This window comes from Micromonospora sp. RTBAU3-60, assembly GCF_054963695.1.
Genome location: NZ_JBUEGB010000011.1, coordinates 35,169 through 55,356, shown reverse-complemented (window position 1 = coordinate 55,356; position 20,188 = coordinate 35,169). Strand labels below are relative to the sequence as shown.

The 20,188-nt window shown below is 72.5% G+C and carries 14 protein-coding genes; 7 read left to right on the top strand and 7 right to left on the bottom strand.

Translation table 11 applies throughout. From position 1 onward, the window contains the following. The first annotated feature begins 119 nt into the window (after positions 1-119). Positions 120-3,131 (top strand): AfsR/SARP family transcriptional regulator, encoded by a 3,012-nt coding sequence (locus ACY34I_RS13415; RefSeq protein WP_462755236.1) that lies wholly within the window; start codon positions 120-122, stop codon positions 3,129-3,131. 10 nt (positions 3,132-3,141) lie between these two features. Here the strand turns inward: ACY34I_RS13415 and ACY34I_RS13410 are convergent, their stop codons facing one another. Genes ACY34I_RS13410 through ACY34I_RS13395 form a run of 4 tightly spaced genes read right to left on the bottom strand, consistent with a single transcriptional unit; the run spans position 3,142 to position 8,606 of the window. After that, positions 3,142-5,397, bottom strand: coding sequence for an alpha-galactosidase (locus ACY34I_RS13410; RefSeq protein ID WP_462755234.1), 2,256 nt, complete (start codon positions 5,395-5,397; stop codon positions 3,142-3,144). After that, positions 5,394-6,305, bottom strand: coding sequence for a carbohydrate ABC transporter permease (locus ACY34I_RS13405; protein ID WP_462755232.1), 912 nt, complete (start codon positions 6,303-6,305; stop codon positions 5,394-5,396). Before ACY34I_RS13405 ends, ACY34I_RS13410 begins: the two co-directional genes overlap by 4 nt. Further along, positions 6,302-7,255 (bottom strand): carbohydrate ABC transporter permease, encoded by a 954-nt coding sequence (locus ACY34I_RS13400; protein ID WP_148801869.1) that lies wholly within the window; start codon positions 7,253-7,255, stop codon positions 6,302-6,304. The genes ACY34I_RS13405 and ACY34I_RS13400 overlap by 4 nt, the downstream gene beginning before the upstream one ends. Before the next feature lie 22 nt (positions 7,256-7,277). Next, on the bottom strand, positions 7,278-8,606 hold the full coding sequence (locus ACY34I_RS13395; RefSeq protein ID WP_462755229.1) for an ABC transporter substrate-binding protein: 1,329 nt from the start codon (positions 8,604-8,606) through the stop codon (positions 7,278-7,280). A gap of 276 nt (positions 8,607-8,882) precedes the next feature. On the opposite strand from ACY34I_RS13395, the gene ACY34I_RS13390 reads away from it, so the two are divergent. The 3 genes from ACY34I_RS13390 (at position 8,883) to ACY34I_RS13380 (ending at position 12,883) form a co-directional block, all read left to right on the top strand. After that, positions 8,883-10,949 (top strand): beta-galactosidase, encoded by a 2,067-nt coding sequence (locus tag ACY34I_RS13390; protein ID WP_462755227.1) that lies wholly within the window; start codon positions 8,883-8,885, stop codon positions 10,947-10,949. A 28-nt stretch (positions 10,950-10,977) separates the two neighbouring features. Next, positions 10,978-11,754 (top strand): DeoR/GlpR family DNA-binding transcription regulator, encoded by a 777-nt coding sequence (locus ACY34I_RS13385; protein ID WP_462755225.1) that lies wholly within the window; start codon positions 10,978-10,980, stop codon positions 11,752-11,754. Positions 11,755-11,923: 169 nt separating this feature from the next. Further along, positions 11,924-12,883 (top strand): sporulation protein, encoded by a 960-nt coding sequence (locus ACY34I_RS13380; RefSeq protein WP_462755462.1) that lies wholly within the window; start codon positions 11,924-11,926, stop codon positions 12,881-12,883. 59 nt (positions 12,884-12,942) lie between these two features. Here the strand turns inward: ACY34I_RS13380 and ACY34I_RS13375 are convergent, their stop codons facing one another. Next, a complete protein-coding gene (locus tag ACY34I_RS13375) occupies positions 12,943-13,338 on the bottom strand; it encodes a hypothetical protein (RefSeq protein ID WP_462755223.1) in 396 nt (131 codons plus the stop codon). Positions 13,339-13,808: 470 nt separating this feature from the next. Here ACY34I_RS13375 and ACY34I_RS13370 point away from each other — a divergent pair, with 470 nt between their 5' ends. After that, positions 13,809-14,231: a hypothetical protein gene (locus tag ACY34I_RS13370; RefSeq protein WP_462755221.1), complete on the top strand. Its 423-nt coding sequence runs from the start codon at positions 13,809-13,811 to the stop codon at positions 14,229-14,231. A 93-nt stretch (positions 14,232-14,324) separates the two neighbouring features. On the opposite strand, the gene ACY34I_RS13365 is transcribed toward ACY34I_RS13370, so the two are convergent. Beyond that, on the bottom strand, positions 14,325-16,613 hold the full coding sequence (locus tag ACY34I_RS13365; protein WP_462755460.1) for a HelD family protein: 2,289 nt from the start codon (positions 16,611-16,613) through the stop codon (positions 14,325-14,327). A gap of 210 nt (positions 16,614-16,823) precedes the next feature. After that, a complete protein-coding gene (locus tag ACY34I_RS13360) occupies positions 16,824-17,963 on the bottom strand; it encodes a LolA family protein (protein WP_462755458.1) in 1,140 nt (379 codons plus the stop codon). A 95-nt stretch (positions 17,964-18,058) separates the two neighbouring features. On the opposite strand from ACY34I_RS13360, the gene ACY34I_RS13355 reads away from it, so the two are divergent. Further along, positions 18,059-18,715 (top strand): response regulator transcription factor, encoded by a 657-nt coding sequence (locus ACY34I_RS13355; protein WP_148804120.1) that lies wholly within the window; start codon positions 18,059-18,061, stop codon positions 18,713-18,715. Further along, a complete protein-coding gene (locus ACY34I_RS13350) occupies positions 18,712-20,184 on the top strand; it encodes a sensor histidine kinase (protein ID WP_462755219.1) in 1,473 nt (490 codons plus the stop codon). Before ACY34I_RS13355 ends, ACY34I_RS13350 begins: the two co-directional genes overlap by 4 nt. Positions 20,185-20,188 lie beyond the last annotated feature (4 nt).

The window sequence follows — 20,188 nt, the reverse complement described above, 5'->3', positions numbered from 1 at the left end:
GGTTGTTAGAGCGGCAATGAGCAATCCCAACATTCAGGAGAGCTTCGATGAGCTCGGCCTGCGGCGGCAGCGGTCCGCAACCGAGATGGACCGACCCATCTAAATGAATACGAGAATCGATGCGCTATCAATGTCTCGTGGAATTCGGAGTCTTGGGGCCGGTCGAAGTCCATGATCTGGGACGGCCCTTGCCGAGCGGGAGCGGGCGGGAGCGGCTGGTGCTCGCCACCCTGCTGGTCAACGCCGGAAAGTTGACCTCCACCGAGCTGTTGATCGCCCGGCTCTGGGATCAGGCACCAGGGTCCGCGAAGGCACAGCTGCACAACCTCATCAGCAACCTGCGTCGCCGGTTCCGCATCGTGGATCCCTCCCTGATCGAGACCAGGCCCAGCGGATACCTGGTGCGACTGGGACCGCACCGGTTGGATCTGGTGGAGTTCCGCGCCCTCGCCGAGCGGGGCTGCACAGCGGCCGCGGCGGGCGACCACCGCGGCGCAGTGGCCCTGCTGGATCAGGCGCTGTCGCTCTGGCGCGGGCCGGCATTGGCCGACGTCCCCGACGCCCTGGCCGGCGAGCTCCGCGCGGCACTCCATCAGGAGCGGCTCGCGGCTGCCGAGACGAAGCTGGACGCCGCGCTGGCGCTCGACGACTACGGCGCGGCGCTGCGCGAGGTCGAGCCGCTGATCGCCGAGAACCCATACGCCGAGCGACTCTACAGCCGGCAGATGTTGGCGCTGGCCGGGATGGGCCGCCGGGCCGAGGCGCTCGCCGTCTACCGCCGCGCGCACCGGCGTTTCTTCGACGACCTGGGGGTGGAACCGGGGCCGGTGCTGCGCAACACACAGCGGCAGATCCTTCAGGGGCACTCGGTGGGAAGCGTCATCGCTACGCCCGCGCGAACGGTCCCCCGCCAGCTTCCGCCCGCGGCGCCGCTGACAGGTCGCGGTCAGCTGCTCGATCGGGTCGTCCGGACGCTGAGAGGCAAGGGTGAAACCGCCGCTCCGGTGGTGGTCCTGGTGGGGCAGGGCGGAGTCGGCAAGAGCGCGCTGGCGGTGTCGGCGAGTCACCGGTTGAGCGCGGTGTTCACGAACGGGCAGCTTTACGCCGATCTGCGCGGCAGTTATGACACACCGGCGGACCCGTACCGGATCGTCGAGCGGTTTCTGCGAGCGTTGGGCGTGGACAGCGGCGAGATGCCAACGGACCCGGAGGAGCGCATCGCGTTGTACCGCAGCCACCTCGCGGATGGCCGGACGCTGGTGGTTCTCGACGACGCCGGCGACGAGGCGCAGGTGCGGCCGCTGCTGCCGGGGGCAGGCGGTGTGGTGGTGACCTCGCGGCGGCAGCTGGCGGCGCTGCTGAACGCGGCCCGCTTCGTGGTGCCGGCGCTGCGGACCGAGGACGCGATCCGCTTGCTCGCCAATGGCGCCGGCGAAGCTCGCGTCGCCGCCGAGCCCGAGGCGGCACAGGAAATTGTGCGGCTCTGCGGTGAGCTTCCGCTCGCCGTCTGTATCGCGGGGGCCCGGCTGGCGCTACGGCCGGACGCCACCCTTGACGAGTTGCGGGCGCGACTGGCCACCCAGCGGGGCCGGCTCGACGAGTTGGCTGTCGGCGACCTGGATGTACGGGCCAGCATCGCGCTGAGCTGCGACGCACTTCCGGTCGACGCACGGCGGCTGTTCCTGCGGTTGAGCCTGCTCGCTACCGCCGACTGGCCGGAGTGGGTGGCACAGGCGCTCCTCGACGTAGCGGCAGTGCAGGCTCGGAAGCTCCTTGACCAACTCACGGACGTCCATTTGGTGGAACCGCTGGGCCTCGACCCGGTGGGACAGCGCCGATACCGGCTGCACGAGCTGGTCGCCGAGTATGCCCGGGAGCGCTACCCGACCGATGAAGCGCCGGCCGAGCGGGGCCGGGCGCTGGAACGGTTGCTCAACGGCTGGCTCGCGCTTGCGCGCGAAGCCGACGAGCTGCTGGGCGACCCCGCGGGCGACCGCGACGCGAGTGTTCCGTCGCCACCACGCGACAGCGGTGCACACGCGGTGCGGGTCAGTCCTCTCGACTGGTTCGAAACCGAACGGGCCGGACTCGTCGCGGCGGTCGACCATGCCTGCCGGTCCGCTCTGGCGGACATCGCCGGCCCACTCGCGGTGCGCCTGTCGACCTATCTCTGGCACCGGTGCTATGCCGACGACTGGGAACAGGTGCTCCACCAAGCGATCTCGTGCGTCCGCACCACCGGGTCGGACACGCTCCTCGCCCCGTTGCTCGAAGCTCTCTTCAAGGCCCACCTGCAGCGCGACCAGTACGCCCAGCTACCGGCCATCGCGGCCGAGCAACGGGCCGTGGCGGGCCGGCTCGGTGACCGGAAACTCCAGGTGGCCGCGCTCCGGACCTCCGGCCTGGCCGCACTGCGTGTCGGGCGGTTGGGTGAGGCGTTCGACTGGTTGGAGCAGGCGGTGGTGGCGGCCCGCGACCAAGCGGTGCCCAACTGGTTGCTCGGCGAAAGCCTGGACAGCCTCGGCTACGCCCTCTTCGAGGCGGGCGCTGCCGCCACAGCCGTGCCGCTGCTGGAAGAGGTAATCGCCATCGATGGCGCAGCGGGTGCCTCGCTGCGGACCGCGCTCCACCGCTACCACTACGGGATGGCGCTTACCGACATCGGGAAGCTCGAAGACGCGGAGCGGGAACTGGCCGCGGCGCTGCGGTTCTCCCATGAGGTGCGCGACGACATGGGTACGGCGTACGCCGAGCAGGCGATGGCCGACGTGGACATTCGGCAAGGTCGGTGGACCCATGCCGCCGCGCGACTGGACAGGGCCCTGGCCGGACACCACAAGATCGGGCGTCCCGATGGCCTCGCCGAAACGCTGCGTTCCATGGGTGACCTGGCCGCCGCGGAGGGACGCTGGGCGGAGGCCGCGACTTCGTTGCGCCGCGCACTGGACGTCTGGCGCCGCATCGGCACGCGGCCGCAGATCGCACGCGTGCTGGCCCGTCTCGACCGGATCGCGGCCGCCACCGGTGACGAAGTCGCTGCCGCGACCTACCGCCGGGAACGGCGGTCGCTCCTCGCCACATTGAACCTCGACGAAGCCTCGCTGCAAATTCCGCCGTTCCTCGCCGGGTAACTCCCCGCGCTTAGCCGACCGCGGTGACCTCCAGCAGCAGCGCCTGCTCCGGGTGCAGGGCGGGCAGCTGCACCCCGACGCCGCCCAGCACCGAACCGCTCAGCGTCACCCCGTCGCCCGAGGCGAGCCATCCCGGCGAGCTCAGCTGCACCACCGCCGGCTCCGGCACCCCGGCCGGCGGGCGCACGGCGTAACGCCGCGCCGGGTCCAGCCCGGGCAGGCGTACCGGGCCCGGCACCTGGGCGACCGAGGTGGCCAGCCGGGAGATCGCGTACACCGCGTGGGACCGGTCGCGGGCGACCACGCCGTGCGCCTGCACGGCCGGGTCGGGGTGGTCGACCCGGACCACCCGGCCGCCGTGCAGCAGCGGACGCAGCCGCTTGTGCAGCGCCACCCAGCCGGCGAGTTCGGCCCGCTCCGCCGGGGTGATGCCGCTGATGTCCCACTCGATGCCGTGGTGGCCGAAGAGCGCGGTGATCGCCCGGAAGCCCAGGTCGTGCACCCGGTGGGTGGTGTGCGAGCGCTCCGGTCCGATGTGGGTGCCGATCAGCTCGGGCGGGAGCAGCAGGCCGGTCCAGCGCTGGATCGACAGCCGCTCCAGGGCGTCGTTGCAGTCGCTGGCCCACACCCGGTCGGTGCGGCGCAGGATCTCCAGATCCACCCGCGCCCCGCCGGACGAGCAGCTCTCGATCTCCACCCCCGGGTGGCGGGCCCGCAGCTCGTCGAGGAGGCGATAGACCCCCACGGTCTGCGCGTGCACCCCGGGCCGGCCGCCGTGCCCGGCCTCGGTGAGGTCCCGGTTGTGGTCCCACTTCAGGTACGCGATGCCGTCGTGCCCGGTCAGCACCGCGTCCAGCCGGCCGAGCAGGTGGGCGTACGCGTCCGGGTGGGCGAGGTCGAGGACCTGCTGGTGGCGCCACTCCGGCGGCAGCCGGCCAGGTGCCTGGAGCACCCAGTCCGGGTGGGCCCGGAACAGGTCCGAGTCGGGGTTGACCATCTCCGGCTCGACCCAGAGCCCGAACTGCATCCCGTGCTTACGGACGTGGTCGATGAGCGGTTGCAGCCCGTCCGGCCAGACGTCGTCGTCGACCCACCAGTCGCCGAGCCCGGCCCGGTCGTGCCGCCGGCCCCGGAACCAGCCGTCGTCGAGCACGAAACGTTCCACGCCCACCTCGGCGGCCCGGTCGGCGAGCCCCTTGAGCCGATCCAGGTCGTGGTCGAAGTAGACCGCCTCCCAGACGTTGAGGGTCACCGGGCGGGGTGCGCGCGGGTGCTCCGGGCGGGCCCGCAGGTGGGTGTGCAGCACATCGCTGAGCCCGTCCAGCCCGTCGGTCGAGTGCACTGCGTAGAGCAGGGGAGTGGCGTACTCCTCGCCGGGGGCGAGCCGGATCTCGCCGGGGCTGAGCAGCTCCCCGCCGCCCAGGGTGGACTCCCCGGTCGGGCGGCGCTCGGCCACCGTGACGTGGTCGCCGCTCCACGCGGTGTGCACCGCCCACACCTCGCCGTGCCCGAAACCGAACCCCGGCGTGCCGGCGACCAGCAGCAGCGTGGCGTCGTGTCCGGTGCGGCCGTGCCGGCCCTCGCGCACCCAGGCGCCCATCGGCCACGGGTGCCGCTGCGGGGCGCGTTCCCGGCACCAGCGCCCGGTCAGGTCGAGCAGTTCGGTGGCGACCGCCGGCACCGGCAGCACCGGGGTCAGCTCCCGCACCTCGTACGGCCGGTCGCCGTCGTTGCGCAGCCGGTGCCGCAGCGTCAGCAGCCCGGCCGGGTCGAGCGCCAGCTCGACGGTGAGCGACAACCCCGCGCCCGGGTCCGCAGCCCGCACGGTCACCCGCGCGGCACCGGGCCCGCCGTGGTCCCGCTCCCCATCGGGTACGCGCACCGCCTCCCCGCCCGTCGCCACGCGGCCCCGGTCCGGGGCGGCGGGCACCTCGTCGCCCAACGCGGCGTCGGTGCCGGCCGGACCGTCGAGCACGTCGAGCCCGGTCAGGCGGAACGCGGTGGACCAGTCCCGGCCGTCGCGGTGGCCGGCCAGGCCGGGCCGGCCGCTCCAGCCGGCGCTCGGCTCGGGCAGCAGCGACAGCACGGTCGGCGCGTCGAAGCTGCTCGGCACCACCGGCGGGATGGTGGCGTCGACCAGGGCGGGCAGCTCGTCGGCGGCGAGCGGGCCGAGGTCCGCGCCCCAGTGCACGACCCGGGGCAGGCCGGGCCCGCGCGCGTCGAGCACCAGGCTGGTCCGGGCGCGGCGCAGGTGGACGATCGTCATCCCTTGGAGGCTCCCAGCGTCAGGCCCCGGACGAACTGCTTCTGCAACAGGAAGAAGATCACCAGGGTGGGGATCGCGACCAGCACCGAGCCGGCCGAGACGAGGTTGTTGTCGGTGAAGAACTCGCCGCGCAGGTTGTTCAGCGAACTGGTCACCGGGAACTTGTCGCCGGTACGCATCAGCACCGTGGCCCAGAAGAACTCGTTGTAGATCCAGGTCACCTCGAGGGTGGCCAGCGCGGCCAGGGCCGGCCGGCACAGCGGCATGGTGACCTGCCAGTACTGCCGCCACACGCTGGCCCCGTCGACCATCGCCGCCTCGTACAGCTCGTGCGGCAGCGCCTTCATGTAGTTGCTCAGCACGAAGACACAGAAGCCGCACTGGAAGGCGACGTTGACCAGGATCAGCCCCCAGTAGCTGTCGTAGAGCAGTTCGGAGTCGCTCAGCCACGCCGGCAGCGGGATCTCGGTGAACATCCGGAACAGCGGGATCAGCAGGGCCTGCTGCGGCAGCAGGTTCGCCGCGGTGAACAGCCCGAGCAGGGCGATGTTGACCTTCCAGCTGAACCGGGCGATCACGAACGCCACGCAGGAGGCGAGGAAGAGCGTCAGCAGCACCGCCGGCACCGTGATGTAGACGGAGTTGAGGAAGTGCTTGCCGAACTCCGCCGTCCGCCAGGCGGTGAGGTAGTTGTCGAACGTCCAGCCGCCGAGCGAGACGTACCCGTGGCTGGCGGTGTACTCGTAGGACCGCAGCGAGGTCAGCACCGCCCAGAGGATCGGGAAGAGCCAGCCGACGGCCACCGTACCCAGGAAGAGGTGCAGGACCACCCGGGCGGGCCGCGGCGGCCGGCGACGTCTGGCCGGCGCGGTCGCCGTGCCCTCGCGGGTCGACGTCGCGGCCGTCATCGCTTGTCCTCCCGCATCACGGTGGCCAGGTAGAGGGTGATGAAGACCAGCGAGACGACCAGCATGATGGTGGCCAGCGCGGAGCCGAAGCCGATCCGGCTGGCCTCGCCCACCACGTTCGCCGTGACCAGCGCGGAGATCAGCTCCAGCCCGTTGCGGCCCTTGTTGATGACCCAGACCAGGTCGAACGCGCGCAGCGACTCGATCACCGTCACCACCAGCACGATGATGTTGATCGGCCGCAGCACCGGGAAGACGACCCGGAAGAAGGTGCTGGCCTCCGAGGAGCCGTCCACGGCGGCGGCCTCGCGCAGCGACGGGTCGACGCCCTTCAGGCCGGCCAGGTAGAGCAGCATGATGTAGCCGACGTGCCGCCAGCCGGCGGCGACGAGCACCGCCCAGATGTTCACGTGCGGGTCGCCGTACCAGTCGGTCTCGCCGCCGAGCAGCGCGTTGAGCAGTCCCTGGTCGCGGCTGTAGATGAGCTGCCAGACGAAGCCGATCAGCGCCAGGGAGAGCACCACCGGCAGGTAAAGCGCGGTCTGGTAGAACCGGCTGCCGCGCAGCTCCTTGTCGAGCAGCACGGCGAGGAACATCCCGAACGGGGTGGCCACCACGAAGAGCGCGGCCAGCCACAGCAGGTTGTTCTGGATCGCCGGCACGAACGGCGGGTAGATGTTCACCACGTCGTCGTAGTTCTTCAGGCCGACCCAGTCGATCTCGCCGAGCGGGCCGATGCCGTCCCAGTTCGTGCCGGAGAGCAGCACGGTGGCCAGCGCCGGCAGCCAGACCAGGCCGACGACGAGGATCAGGGGTACGAGCACCATCAGCGTGATCACCACGCGGTCGGTGCGGGACAGGAGCCGTAGCCGGCGGCCGCGACCACGCGTGGTGGTCGCGGCCGGCGGCGCCACGGCGCGATCCGCTTGGATCAGGGGCAGGTCGGACACGATGTCCTCCCCCTTTCCGCCGTCAGCTGGTGAAGATCGACTTCTTCTGGTTCTCGATGCTGGTGAGCAGCCCGCCGATGTCCTTCGGGTTCTTGATGAACTGCTGGAACGCCGGGATGATCACCGTGGAGGCGAAGTCGGGGCGGGTGTCCCGGTCGAGGAACTGGGCGATCTCGGTGGCCGAGCCGACCAGTTCGGCGGCCTTCTTCTGCAGCGCGGTGTAGCCGCTGGTGTCGGCGCCGGTGTTGGCCACCAGGGTGCCGGGGTTGCTCTTCACGAGGATGTTCGCGGCGTCGACCCCGCCGATGTACTCGAGCAGCTTCTTGGCGTTGGCCTCGGACTTCGGCTTGCGGGCCATCATGTAGCCGTCGATCGGCGCGTCCAGGGCCTTGGCCCCGATGGTCGGGTCGATCTCGGGGAAGGTGAAGAAGTCCAGGTCGTCCTGCTCGTCCTTGTTGAACTGCTCGGCGACGAAGAGGCCGAGCAGGTACATGCCGCTCTTCTTCTGCTGCAGCGACTGGGCGGCCTCCTGCCAGGTCCGGCCCAGGGCGTCCGGCTGGTGCAGCGGCAGCAGCCCAGCCCAGGTGTCGAAGACCTTCTTCACCTTGTCGGAGGTCCACGCCTCCTTGCCGGCCATCAGGTCGACGTGGAACTGGTAGCCGTTGATCCGCAGGTTGAGGATGTCGAAGGTGCCCATCGCCGGCCAGCCGTCCTTGTCGGCGAAGGCGATCGGGTTCAGGCCGTCCTTCTTCATCTGCGCGCCGAGGGTGTTCAGCTCGTCCAGGTTCTTCGGCACCTGGTAGCCGTGCTGCTGCCAGACCGACTTCCGGTAGAAGACCGCCCACGGGTAGTACGACATGGGCACGAAGTACTGCTTGCCGTCGTCTCCGGTCGAGGCCTTCTTGAACGCGTCGGAGTAGCCGGAGAGCTTGCCCCAGACGTCGCTGACGTCGCCGGCCAGGCCCTTGGCGGCGAAGAACCGCATCCGGTAGCCGGCGAACCAGGTGAACACGTCGTCCGGCTTGCCCTGCAGGTAGTTGTTGATGTTCTCCTGGAACGTGTTGTGGTCGACCGTGTTGATGTTGACCTGCACACCCGACGAGGTCTTGAAACCGTCCATCACCTTGGCGAGGGCGTCCTTCGGCGTCGGGTCCGAAGCGTTCGAGCCGAGCGAGACCGTTTTCGAGCCTGCGCCGGAGTCGGAGTCGGAGCCGCAGCCGGCGAGCAGTCCCGTGCCGAGCAGCGCGCCCGCGCCGGCCGCGCCGGCGAGCAGCGAGCGGCGATTCAGGCCGGCTACGGACGGGGGTACGAGTCGGGCGAGGTACTCGGCTTGCGATCGGGGACGGGACATGATGCCTCCTGCGTGGAGAAGGTGTGCTGCGTCCAGGGCGGTGCCGGGTGGTGATCGCTGTTCGCGCCGGCCCGGGATCGATCCACCGTGAATCCACATGTCCGAACACAAACAGCCGGTGGCGGTTGAAGCTACCCCCTGGTTCCGCGCTGTCAAGAGTGGAAGCGGACACCGATAACCCAGTTGTGACATGGCCGAGGCAAGTCAACCGGGGTAATCCCGATCGATGTTGGAAAGTGTTGACTTGGCTGCCGTTCGGGGGCACCCTCTGCTCTCATGCGGAACTGGCACGGCGAACGCATCTGGTACGGCGCCGACTACAACCCCGAGCAGTGGCCCGAGGAGACCTGGGCCGAGGACGTCTCGCTGATGCGCCGGGCCGGGGTCAACCTGGTCTCGGTCGGGATCTTCTCCTGGGCCCTGCTCGAACCCGCCCCCGGCCGCTACGAGTTCGGCTGGCTCGACCGGGCCCTCGACCTGCTGCACCAGGGCGGGATCAGCGTCGACCTGGCCACCGCCACCGCCAGCCCGCCGCCCTGGCTGGCCCACCGGCACCCGGAGACGCTGCCCCGACGCGCCGACGGCACGATCCTGTGGCCCGGCGGGCGGCAGGCGTACTGCCCCAGCTCGCCGATCTTCCGCGACCGCTCGATCGCCCTGGTCGAAGCCGTCGCCGGCCGGTACGCCGACCACCCGGCCGTGGTGATGTGGCACGTCTCCAACGAGCTGGGCTGCCACAACGTGCACTGCTACTGCGACGTCAGCGCCGAGGCGTTCCGCCGCTGGCTGCGCGAGCGCTACGGGGACCTGGACGCGCTCAACGCCGCCTGGGGCACCGCGTTCTGGAGCCAGCGCTACCACGACTGGGCGCAGATCAACCCGCCGCGGACCGCCCCGACCTTCGCCAACCCCACCCAGCAGCTGGACTTCCTGCGCTTCTCCTCCGACGAGCAGCGCGCCCAGCTGCGGGCGGAGCGGGAGGTGCTGACCCGGCTCACCCGGCAGCCGGTCACCACCAACTTCATGATCGGCAGCGGCGTGAAGTATCTGGACTACCACTCCTGGGCGTCCGACGTGGACCTGGTCGCCAACGACCACTACCTGATCGCCGCCGATCCGCGTCCGCAGGTCGACCTGGCGCTCGCCGCCGACCACACCCGCGGCGTCGCCGGCGGCGGGCCGTGGCTGCTGATGGAGCACTCCACCAGCGCGGTCAACTGGCAGCCCCGCAACGTCGCCAAGACCCCGGGCCAGCTGCGGCGCAACAGCCTCTCGCACGTGGCGCGCGGCGCCGACGGGGTGCTCTTCTTCCAGTGGCGGGCCTCCCGGGCGGGGGCGGAGAAGTACCACTCCGCGCTGGTCCCGCACGCCGGGCCGGAGACCAAGGTGTTCCGCGAGGTGTGCCGGCTCGGCGCCGACCTGGCGGCCCTCGCCGAGGTGCGCGGTAGCCGGGTCGAGTCCGACGTGGCGATCCTCTTCGACTACGAGGCCTGGTGGGGGGTCGAACTCGACTCGCACCCCAGCGCCGACGTCACGTACGTCGACCGGCTCGCCGCCCTGCACGGCGCGCTGTGGCGGTCCGGGGTCACCGCCGACGTGGTGCACCCGTCGGCCGACCTGTCCCGCTACCGGCTGGTCCTGGTGCCCACCCTTTACCTGGTCCGCGACGCCGACGCCGAGGCCCTGCGGGCGTTCGTGGCGGCCGGCGGCAGCGCCCTGGTCACCTACTTCAGCGGCATCGTCGACGAGCACGACCACATCCGGCTCGGCGGCTACCCGGGCGCGTTCCGCGAGCTGCTCGGCGTCCGCACCGAGGAGTTCTTCCCGCTGCGTGCGGGCGAGCGGGTACGCCTCGACGACGGCGCCGACGCCGACGTGTGGACCGAGTGGCTGCACGCCGAGGGGGCGGAGGTGCTCGCCGCGTACGCCGACGGTCCGCTGGTCGGGGTGCCCGCGCTGACGCGGCACGCGGTCGGTGCCGGGGCCGCCTGGTATCTCGGCACCCGGCTCGACGAGGCCGCCACCGACCGGCTCGTCGCCCGGCTGCTCGCCGAGTCCGGCGTCCGCCCGCCGGTGGCCGCGCCGGAGGGGGTGGAGGTGGTCCGCCGCCGGTCCGCCGACCGGAGCTGGCTGTTCGTCATCAACCACACCGACGCCGAGGCCCGGCTGGCCGTCACCGGCACCGAGCTGCTCGGCGGCCACGACTGCGCCGGCGAGCTGGTGGTCCCGGCCGGCGAGGTGGCGGTGGTCCGCGAGACACCGGACCGCGCCGCCGACCAGCCGGTACCGGCCCGGGCGGAGACTGACGATCCGATGGCGGACCGGACGGCCGAGGCCGCCTGACGTGCCCCCCGCGTCCGAAGGAGGATCCATGCTCGCCCAGCAACGGCAGAGCGCCATCCTGGAGCTGATCCGCCAGCGCGGCGGCGTCCGGGTCAGCCATCTGGTCAGCCGCTTCGGGGTGTCGGACATGACCATCCGGCGGGACCTGGAGGCACTCGCCGAACGAGGACTGGTCGACAAGGTCCACGGTGGTGCGACACTGGCCGGCCCCGGCTCGGCCGAGGAGCCCGGCTTCGCCGCGAAGTCGATCCGGCAGCAGGCCGAGAAGCGGGCGATCGCCGAGCGGGCGGCCGGCCTGGTCGAGCCCGGGATGGCGGTCGCGCTCTCCGCCGGCACCACCACCGCCGCGCTGGCCGCCCGGCTCGCCGACGTCCGCGGGCTCACCGTGGTCACCAACTCGATTCCGGTCGCCGACGCCCTCTACCAGAACCCCCGCCCCGACCAGACCGTCGTGCTCACCGGCGGCATCCGTACGCCGTCGGACGCGCTGACCGGACCGGTGGCCGAGGCCGCCATCGCCGCCCTCAACGTCGACCTGCTCTTCCTCGGCGTGCACGGGATGAGCCCGCGGACCGGGTTCACCACGCCGAACCTGCTGGAGGCGGCCGTCAACCGCCGGCTGATCGCCGCGGCCCGGCGGCTCGTCGTGCTCGCCGACCACACCAAGTGGGAGACCATCGGCATCGCCACCATCGCCCCGCTCGCGGAGGCCGACGTGCTCATCACCGACGGCGGGCTGCCCGCGGAGGGGCGGCAGCAGATCGGCGAGCAGGTCGGCGAGCTGGTCGTCGTGGACGCGAACTGACGGCGCGGGTAGGCGATCCGTTCACGGGTTCCGCCGAGTCACCTCACTCGGGTGAACGCGCCGCGCCCCCTCACACTCACAGACACTTCACAGCGGTCCCGGTTAGGGTGCCCTTCGAGGCCGTGCGCGCTCCGACGTGGAGCGCGCCGAAGGTGAAAGCGGAGTGGCGATGGTCTTCAAGAAGATGCTGAGCGCGTTCGGCGTCGGCGGCCCGAGCGTCGACACGGTGCTGACCAACCCGAACACCCGGCCCGGCCTGGCCCTCGACGGGCAGGTCAACCTGGTCGGCGGCGATGCGCCGGCCAGCATCGAGCAGATCAGCGTCGGCCTGGTCACCCGGGTCGAAATGGAGAGCGGCGACTCCGAGTACGCCGGCATCATGGAGTTCCACCGGATGCCGGTCAGCGGCCGGCTGGAGCTGGCGCCGAAGCAGCAGCTTTCCATCCCGTTCCAGCTCCCGGTGCCGTGGGAGACGCCGGTCACCGACGTGTACGGGCAGCGGCTGCACGGCATGACGATGGGCCTGCGTACCGAGGTCGCGGTGGCCCGCGCGGTGGACAAGAGCGACCTGGACCACGTGGCGGTGCACCCGCTGCCGATCCACGAGCGGATCCTCGAGGCGTTCCAGACGCTCGGCTTCCGGTTCAAGCACGCCGACCTGGAGCGCGGCCACATCCACGGGGTGCAGCAGACGCTGCCGTTCTACCAGGAGATCGAGTTCTTCGCCGCACCGCAGTACGCGCAGGCCGTCACCGAGGTCGAGCTGACCTTCGTGACCAGCCAGCGGGGCGTCGAGGTGATCCTGGAGTGCGACAAGCGCGGGGGCTTCTTCACCGCCGGGCACGACGTCTTCGGCCGGTACAGCGTCCCGCACAGCGACGCGGGCCGCACTGACTGGGCGCAGGTGGTGGACGGCTGGCTGCGGGAGACCACCTCGCGCTACGGCAACCTGCGCGCCCAGGGCTTCGGCCCGCACGGGCACCACGGCCACCACGGCCACCGCGGGTCCGGCATGGGCGGCATGGTGGCGGGCGCCGCCCTGGGCGTGGCCGGTGGCCTGGTCGCCGGCGAGCTGATCGAGGACGCCTTCGAGGGCGACTTCGGCGACTTCGGCGGGGACTTCGAGTAGTCCACGCACGACGGTGGCCCCGGGAGACTCCCGGGGCCACCGTCGCTCTCAGGTGTTTCTCACTGTCGCCGGGCTGCGCGGCGCTCCATGAAGGACCGCCGGGTGCTACCGGCCTTGGACAGACCACGGCTGAACAGGTAAGCACCGGTCAGGATGGTCAGATACCACCACGCCAGGTTCGGGTTGGTGATCTTCAGCCCGCTGGTGATGGAACTATGCCAGTAGGAGACGATCACGACGACCGCGACGGCGGCGGCGTACACCCAGAACTCGGTGGTGAGGAACGCCTGCTTCGTCTCGGTGCCCGGCGCCCGCTCCCGGGAGCCGTCGTGCATCATCGCCATCTGGCGGGTCTCTTCCATCGCCGCCCGGTCGGGCATCTCCTGCCTCGCCCGGGTCGGCGCCTCCTGCATCGGCCGGTTCACGGGCCTGGTGGACGCAGCCTGCGTGCTCATCTTGTCCTCCTCGGATGCGATGAGTCGTTCTCTGCACCCTCGCCCCGCTACCGCGTTTCGGCCACGGCACGGTTCGCGTTCGTGGCGGGGGCACCCCCCGTCTACCCGGGGCCCCGGAGAGGTAACGCCATCCCGGGACCGGATGGCATCGCTCCGGGGCCCGGTCGCATCAGCGCAGGCCGTAACAGCTGGCCAGCGGGATCAGCAGGTCCGGGTCGTCGGCGCTGAGGCCGCACGCCGAGGTCGATGACCCGCCGCATCACCGCCGCGTCGTTGACGGTGTACGGGACCACACCGAGCCCGTACCGACGTTGCAGGGCCGGGCGTCCGGCCTGTGGCAGTATGCCGGGTTCTGCCAGAGCCAGGCGGGCGACGCTCCGGTGAACCCGGGCGGACGACGGGGGCGGGGTTTGGACGGCCGGCCGCCGGGCACGCAACAAAGATCCCGAGAACGCTGCGAGGTGGTTCACGTGCGTGAGGACGACATGCGGCAGGAGGCCGCCCGGCGGGCCGAGGACCGGATCGCCGGCGGTGTGTACGGCAAGGGCGCGGTCGACGAGGTCACCGTGCCGCAGACCGATGTGCTGCGGGTGATCCAGGAGGAGGACCCGGACGATCCCGCGCACGTCCCGGTCGACCCGACCGTGCTGCGCGACGGTGGCCCGACCCGCGGTCAGGGCGCGGTCACCACGACCGGGGGCACGGCCGGCCCGGCCAGCGCCCGCCGGCTGGCCCGGCAGCCCGAGCGGCACCGGGGGACGGTGGCCCCGACCACCACGGGCGACGCCACCACCGGCGGCCTGAGCACCCCGGCCGGCGGCTCCACCAGTGACGCGTCCAGCTCCGGCAGCCAGGTCGGCAACTTCACCGACGAACGACCCCACCCAGACTGACCGGCAGCGTCACCACCCGTCGATCATGAGGTTGGCGGCACTCGTGGAGATCGAGATCGCCGTCAACCTCATGATCAACGAAGGTGGTGCGGGTCAGGGGGTGCGGAGGATGCCGAGGCGTTGGGTGGCGCGGGTGAGCGCGACGTAGAGGTCGCTGTGGCCGCGCGGTGACTCGGCGATGATCCGCTCCGGCTCCACCACCAGCACCGAGTCGAACTCCAGGCCCTTGGCCTGCTCGGTGGTGAGCACCACCACCCGGTTCGCCAGCTCCGGCTGCTCACCGACGGCGGCCTCCGGCAGCGCCGCGGTCACCGCGCCGCCCAGCTCCGCCACCCGGCCGGCCGGCACGATCACCCCGAGCCGCCCGTCGGCCAGCCCCGCCGCCTCCCGCGCGGTCGCCGCGACCAGCTCCGCGGCGAGCCGATCCGCGTCCACGGTCCGGTCCCACGGCGGCACGCCGCTGGCGCGTACGGAGCGGGGCGGGCGCAGCGCCGGGTCGATCGCGGTGAGCACGTCCGCGGCGACCGCCATGATCTCGGCGGGCGTCCGGTAGCTGACCGTCAGCTCCGTCAACCGCCACCGGTCCGCCACGTACGGGGCCAGTGCCTCCGACCAGGACGGCGTGCCGGCGAGGGCGCCGGTCTGCGCCACGTCCCCGACGATGGTCATCGACCGGCTCGGGCAGCGGCGCATCAGCAGCCGCCACGCCATCGGCGACAGCTCCTGCGCCTCGTCGACGATGATGTGCCCGAACGCCCAGCTCCGGTCGGCGGCGGCCCGCTGCGCGGTGGTCAGCCGGTCGGACTCCTCCTGCCGTTCCAGCAGCCGGTCGGCGTCGATGAGGTCGGTGACGCCGAGGATCTCGCCGCCGTCCGCCTCGTCCTCGACGTCGATCGAGCGGGAACCCCGGGCGATCTCCAGTACGCCCTCGGCGTACTCGCGTTGCAGCGAGCGGATGCGCTCCCGGCGGGCCGCGGCGGCGCGCTCGTCCTCGCCCAGCAGCTCGGCCGCCTCGTCCAGCAGCGGCACGTCGGCCGGCGTCCAGCCACCCGGCTCGCGGTGCAGCATCGCCCGCTCGGCCTCGGTGAGCATCGGCGCGGCGGCGGCGATCCGCTCCGGCGTGCCGTACAGGTCGGCGAGCAGCCGCTGCGGGGTGAGCACCGGCCACAGCTCGTCCAGCGCGGCCCGGACCTCGGGCTCCTCCCGCAGCTCCCGGCGGATCTCGGCGCGGTCAGCCTCGGAGAGCAGGTTCTCCCCGCCGAGCGGGTCGGCGCCGATCCGCTCGGCGACCTGGTCGGCGAGCGCGTGCACGATCTCGATGTCGAACAGCGCCCGCGCCAGGTTGTGGGGCCGGTCGGCGCGGCGGACCCGGTCGCGGGCCTCCCGGACGACGGCCGGGTCGAGGGTCAGGATCTCCCGCTGCGGCAGCTCGATCTCCAGCGGCTCGTCGGGGACCCACTGCCGGTCCCGTACCGCGTTGGCCAGCACCTCGGCCATCACCGGGCGGCCCTTCAGCGCAGCGGTCTCCGCCGGCTCGGTGCGCCGGGCCTGCACGCCGGGGAAGAGGTCGGCCTGGGTACGCAGCAGCACACCCGTCTCGGCCAGCGCGGGGAGCACCTGGGAGATGTAGCGCAGGAAGGTGGCGTTCGGGCCGACCAGCAGCACGCCGCGGGTGGAGAGCTGCTGGCGGTGCGTGTAGAGCAGGTACGCGGCCCGGTGCAGCGCCACCGCCGTCTTGCCGGTGCCGGGACCGCCCTGCACCACCAGCACCCCCGGCAGGTCGGCGCGGATGATCCGGTCCTGCTCGGCCTGGATGGTCTCGACGATGTCGCGCATCCGCCCGGTACGGCCGGCGTTCAGCGCGGCCAGCAGCGACGCCTCTCCGGTCAGCTCCTCGTGGGCGGTCGGGGAGGCGGCGGCGATGTCCAGCACCTCGTCGTTGAGCGCGGTGACCTTCCGCTCCCGGGTCCGCAGGTGCCGGCGCCGGCGTACGCCCTGCGGGTTGGCGGCGGTGGCGAGGTAGAACGCCCGGGCCGCCGGGGCCCGCCAGTCCATCAGCAGCGGGTCGTCGTCGCCGCTGGTGTCGAAGATGCCGATCCGGCCGATGTAGCGGCGGGAGCCGTCGTCGCCGTCGAGGCGGCCGAAGCAGAGGCCGGCCTCCACCGCGGAGTACTGCTCGACCTGGTCGGCATACATCCGGACCGTGGAGTCGCGCTGCGAGCGGGCCTGCTGCGTGCCGCCGGTGTTCCGCAGCTCCTCGGTGAGCCGCCGAGCGGCCTGCTCGCGCATGCCGTCCAGCCGGTCGTAGAGCATCGAGACGTACTCCTGCTCGCGCCCGATCTCGTCGCGCTGATCCAGCTCACCCGATACGTCGGAGTGCATTGACAAGCCGGCTCCTCACTAGCTAAAATCACGTCAGGAATGGCTTAAATGAGCCGTTCCTTTTTGTGTTTGAACTGAGAAAGATACTGCCTGGCCCGCCGCCGGGCCAAGCGAACCCGGCCGCGTCACATCGCGTTTCCTCCGCACACGAATCAGGGGCCCGGACGGCTTCCGCCGCCCGGACCCCTGATCAGGGTTCGCCCTCCCCGGTCAGCCCTTGGCCGCCTGGTAGAGCCGCTCGGGCGTGACCAGGCCGGCCAGCACCCGGCCGTCGTCGGTGAGCAGCACGCTGAACAGCTTCCCGGTCAGCAGCCGACCGCTGCCCCAGTCACCGCTCACCTTCGGCAGCCCGCCCAGCAGCCCGGCGACCGCGTCGGCGCCGGCCGCCGGCCCGCCCTGGCCCGCGCCGCGCGCCGCCGGGTCGGCCGCCCGACCGCCGGCCAGGCCGGCCGCGTCGAGCTTCGCCACCACCACCGTGGTCCAGCCGGTGCCGACCGTACGCACGTCCGCGCCGCCCGGCCGCCGGTCGGTGTCCGGCCGGTGCTGCCGGCTCGGGCCGGACGCATCCGCCTTCTCCTCGGTGACCGTCACCCCCGGCGGCGGGTTGAACCGGAACTGGTCCGCGTCCGGGGTGCGGAAGTCGACCTGGGTGAACGCCACCTCGAACGCCGGCTCGTCGGCGCCGTCGGCGAGCACCTCGAACCGCAGCGGCACGTGCTCCTTCGCGTCCAGCGCGACCCGCACCTGGTGCACCAGCGAGTCCTTGTCGCGAGGGGTCAGCACCAGCTCGTACACGTCCCGCCCGGCGACCCTGGCGGTGCGGCCGACGGTGACCGCGGTGGTCGGGTCGATCGCCGCGAGCGCCTTGTCAGCGGCGTCCGCCGGGGTGGCCGGGGCCGACGGCAGCGTCTTCTCGTCCGCCGGCAGCGTCCGGTGCGACGCCGTGTTGGTCCGGCTGCTCCACGACCACACGTCGCGGCCGTTGCGCAGCATGTCCCGCTCGCCGAGGGTGTCGACCAGGGCGAGCCGCTGCCGGTCCGGGCCCCCGTACCAGACCCGCACGGTGTGCGTGCCGGTGATCAGGCTGGCCAACTCGTTGCCGCTGGCCGCGCCGGCCAGGTCGGCGATCGGCGGCAGCCCGAGGTCGGCGCGCTGCACCACGGTGCCGGAGAGCCCGTCCAGGCGGGACGAGCGCAGGTCGTCGAGCAGTTGCGCCGCGGTACGCGGCGGCAGGGCCGGGTCGGCCCCGGCGGCCAACGTGCCGATCGCGGCGCCGCCCCCGACCACGGCGACCCCCGCGGTCACCGGGACCAGCCAGCGCAGCACGGCACGGTTCTTCAGTACGGACATCATGGACACCTCCTGACCGTAATGGTGCAGGACGGTCGCTGTGAGGGCGCTGAGGAGATTACCTAGGGGTGTCACCCGGGTGGCACCCTTGGACCGTGCGGTTGCTGGTGGTGGAGGACGAGACGCGGCTCGCATCCGCGCTGCGCCGGGGGCTCCAGGCGGAGGGTTTCGCGGTGGACGTCGAGTCCACCGGCTCGGCCGGGCTGGACGCCGCCCGGCACGGCGGCTACGACGCGATGATCCTCGACGTGATGCTGCCCGGCCTGTCCGGGTACGAGGTGGTACGCCGGTTGCGGGCCGAGGAGCACTGGTTGCCGGTGCTCATGCTCTCGGCCAAGGACGGCGAGTACGACCAGGCCGACGGGCTGGACTGCGGGGCGGACGACTACCTCACCAAGCCGTTCTCGTACGTGGTGCTGCTGGCCCGGCTGCGGGCGCTGCTGCGCCGCGGCGCGCCGGAGCGCCCGACCGTGCTCACGGTCGGTGACCTGCGCCTGGACCCGGCGCGGCGGCGAGTGACCCGGGCCGACGCCGAGGTCGCCCTGACCACCCGCGAGTACGCCCTGCTCGACTACCTGATGCGCCGCCCCGGCCAGGTGGTCTCCAAGACCGAGCTGCTGGACCACGTCTGGGACGCCAGCCTCGACACGGCCCCGAACGCCGTCGAGGTCTATGTCGGCTACCTCCGCCGCAAGATCGGCCGTGAGCGCCTGGAGACCGTCCGCGGCGCCGGCTACCGGCTCGCCACATGACCGGCCCGCGCCGGTGGCTGCCCAGCCTCGGCCTGCGGGCCCGGCTGCTGGTGATCGGGGTGGCCGGGCTGAGTGTCGGGCTGGCCCTCGGCGGGATGGTGCTGCTCGGCGCGCTCGGCTGGACACTGCAGCGCACGGTCGACGCCGAGGCGTTCCGGACCGCGGACGCGGTGGCGCTGCTCGGCGCCTCCGACGCCCTGCCCGACCCGCTGCCGGTCGCCGGCGGGCAGCTCCGGGTGCAGGTGGTGGACGGGCAGGGCCGGGTCCGCGCCGCCTCCATCGACGCCGACCGGCTGGTCCCGATGCTCCGCCCCGACCAGCTCCACGCCGGGCAGCGCCAGCGCCTCGTCGTGGACGGCCGGCGGGTCGGGCTCACCGGCCCGGTACGGGTGGTGACCGTGCCGGCGGGCACCTCGGCCGACCCGCTCACCGTGCTGGTCGCCAAGTCGATGACCGACGTCCGGCACAGTCTGCACGTCGTACGGACCCTGCTGCTGGTGGGCTTCCCGCTGCTGGTGGCCGGGCTCGCCGTGGTCGCCTGGCGGGTGATCGGCGCGACGCTGCGCCCGGTCGAGGCGTTGCGCCGCGGCGCCGCCGAGATCACCGGCCGGGCCGGGCCCGGGCGGCTGCCCGTACCGACCGCCCGGGACGAGATCCAGCGGCTGGCGGTCACCCTCAACGACATGCTGGACCGGCTGGAGGCGGCCCGGGCCCGGCAGCGGGCCTTCGTCGCCGACGCCGCGCACGAGCTGCGCAGTCCGCTGGCCAACATGCGCACCGAGCTGGAGGTGGCCCGCCGGCTGGGCGACGGGACGGACTGGCCGGCGGTGGCGGAGGACCTGCTCGCCGACACCGACCGGCTGAGCCGGCTGGTCGACGACCTGCTGCTGCTGGCCCGGGTCGACGAGCAGGCCACCCGGCGGGACGGGTCCCCGACGCGGATCGTGGGCCCGGTGGAACTGGGCGAGCTGCTGCGCACGGTCGCCGACCGCTACCCCTCCCCGCCGGTGCGCCTGGCGCCGCCGCCCGGGCCGCTCTGGACCGAGGGCGACCCGGGGGAGCTGCGCCGGGTGCTGGCCAACCTGGTGGACAACGCGCTGCGGCACGCCCACGGCGAGGTGCGGCTCGACGTCACCGGACCGCACCCCGACCCGCCGGTGCCGGGGCAGCGCGGGGCCGGGCCGGGGCAACGGGCGTACCACCTGGTGACCGTGACCGACGACGGGCCCGGCATCCCGGCGGCCGACCGGGAGCGGGTCTTCGCCCGGTTCACCCGCCTGGACGACGCCCGGGCGCGCGACGCCGGCGGCGCCGGACTGGGCCTGGCCATCGTGCGCGAACTGGTCCGCCGGGCGGGCGGCAGCGTCGACCTCGCCGATGCCGGGTCGGCGGACCCGGCGACCGACGCCGGGCCGGGGTTGCGGGTGACGGTGCGCCTGCCGGCGTTGCTCGACCCGGAGGCGGAATGACCGA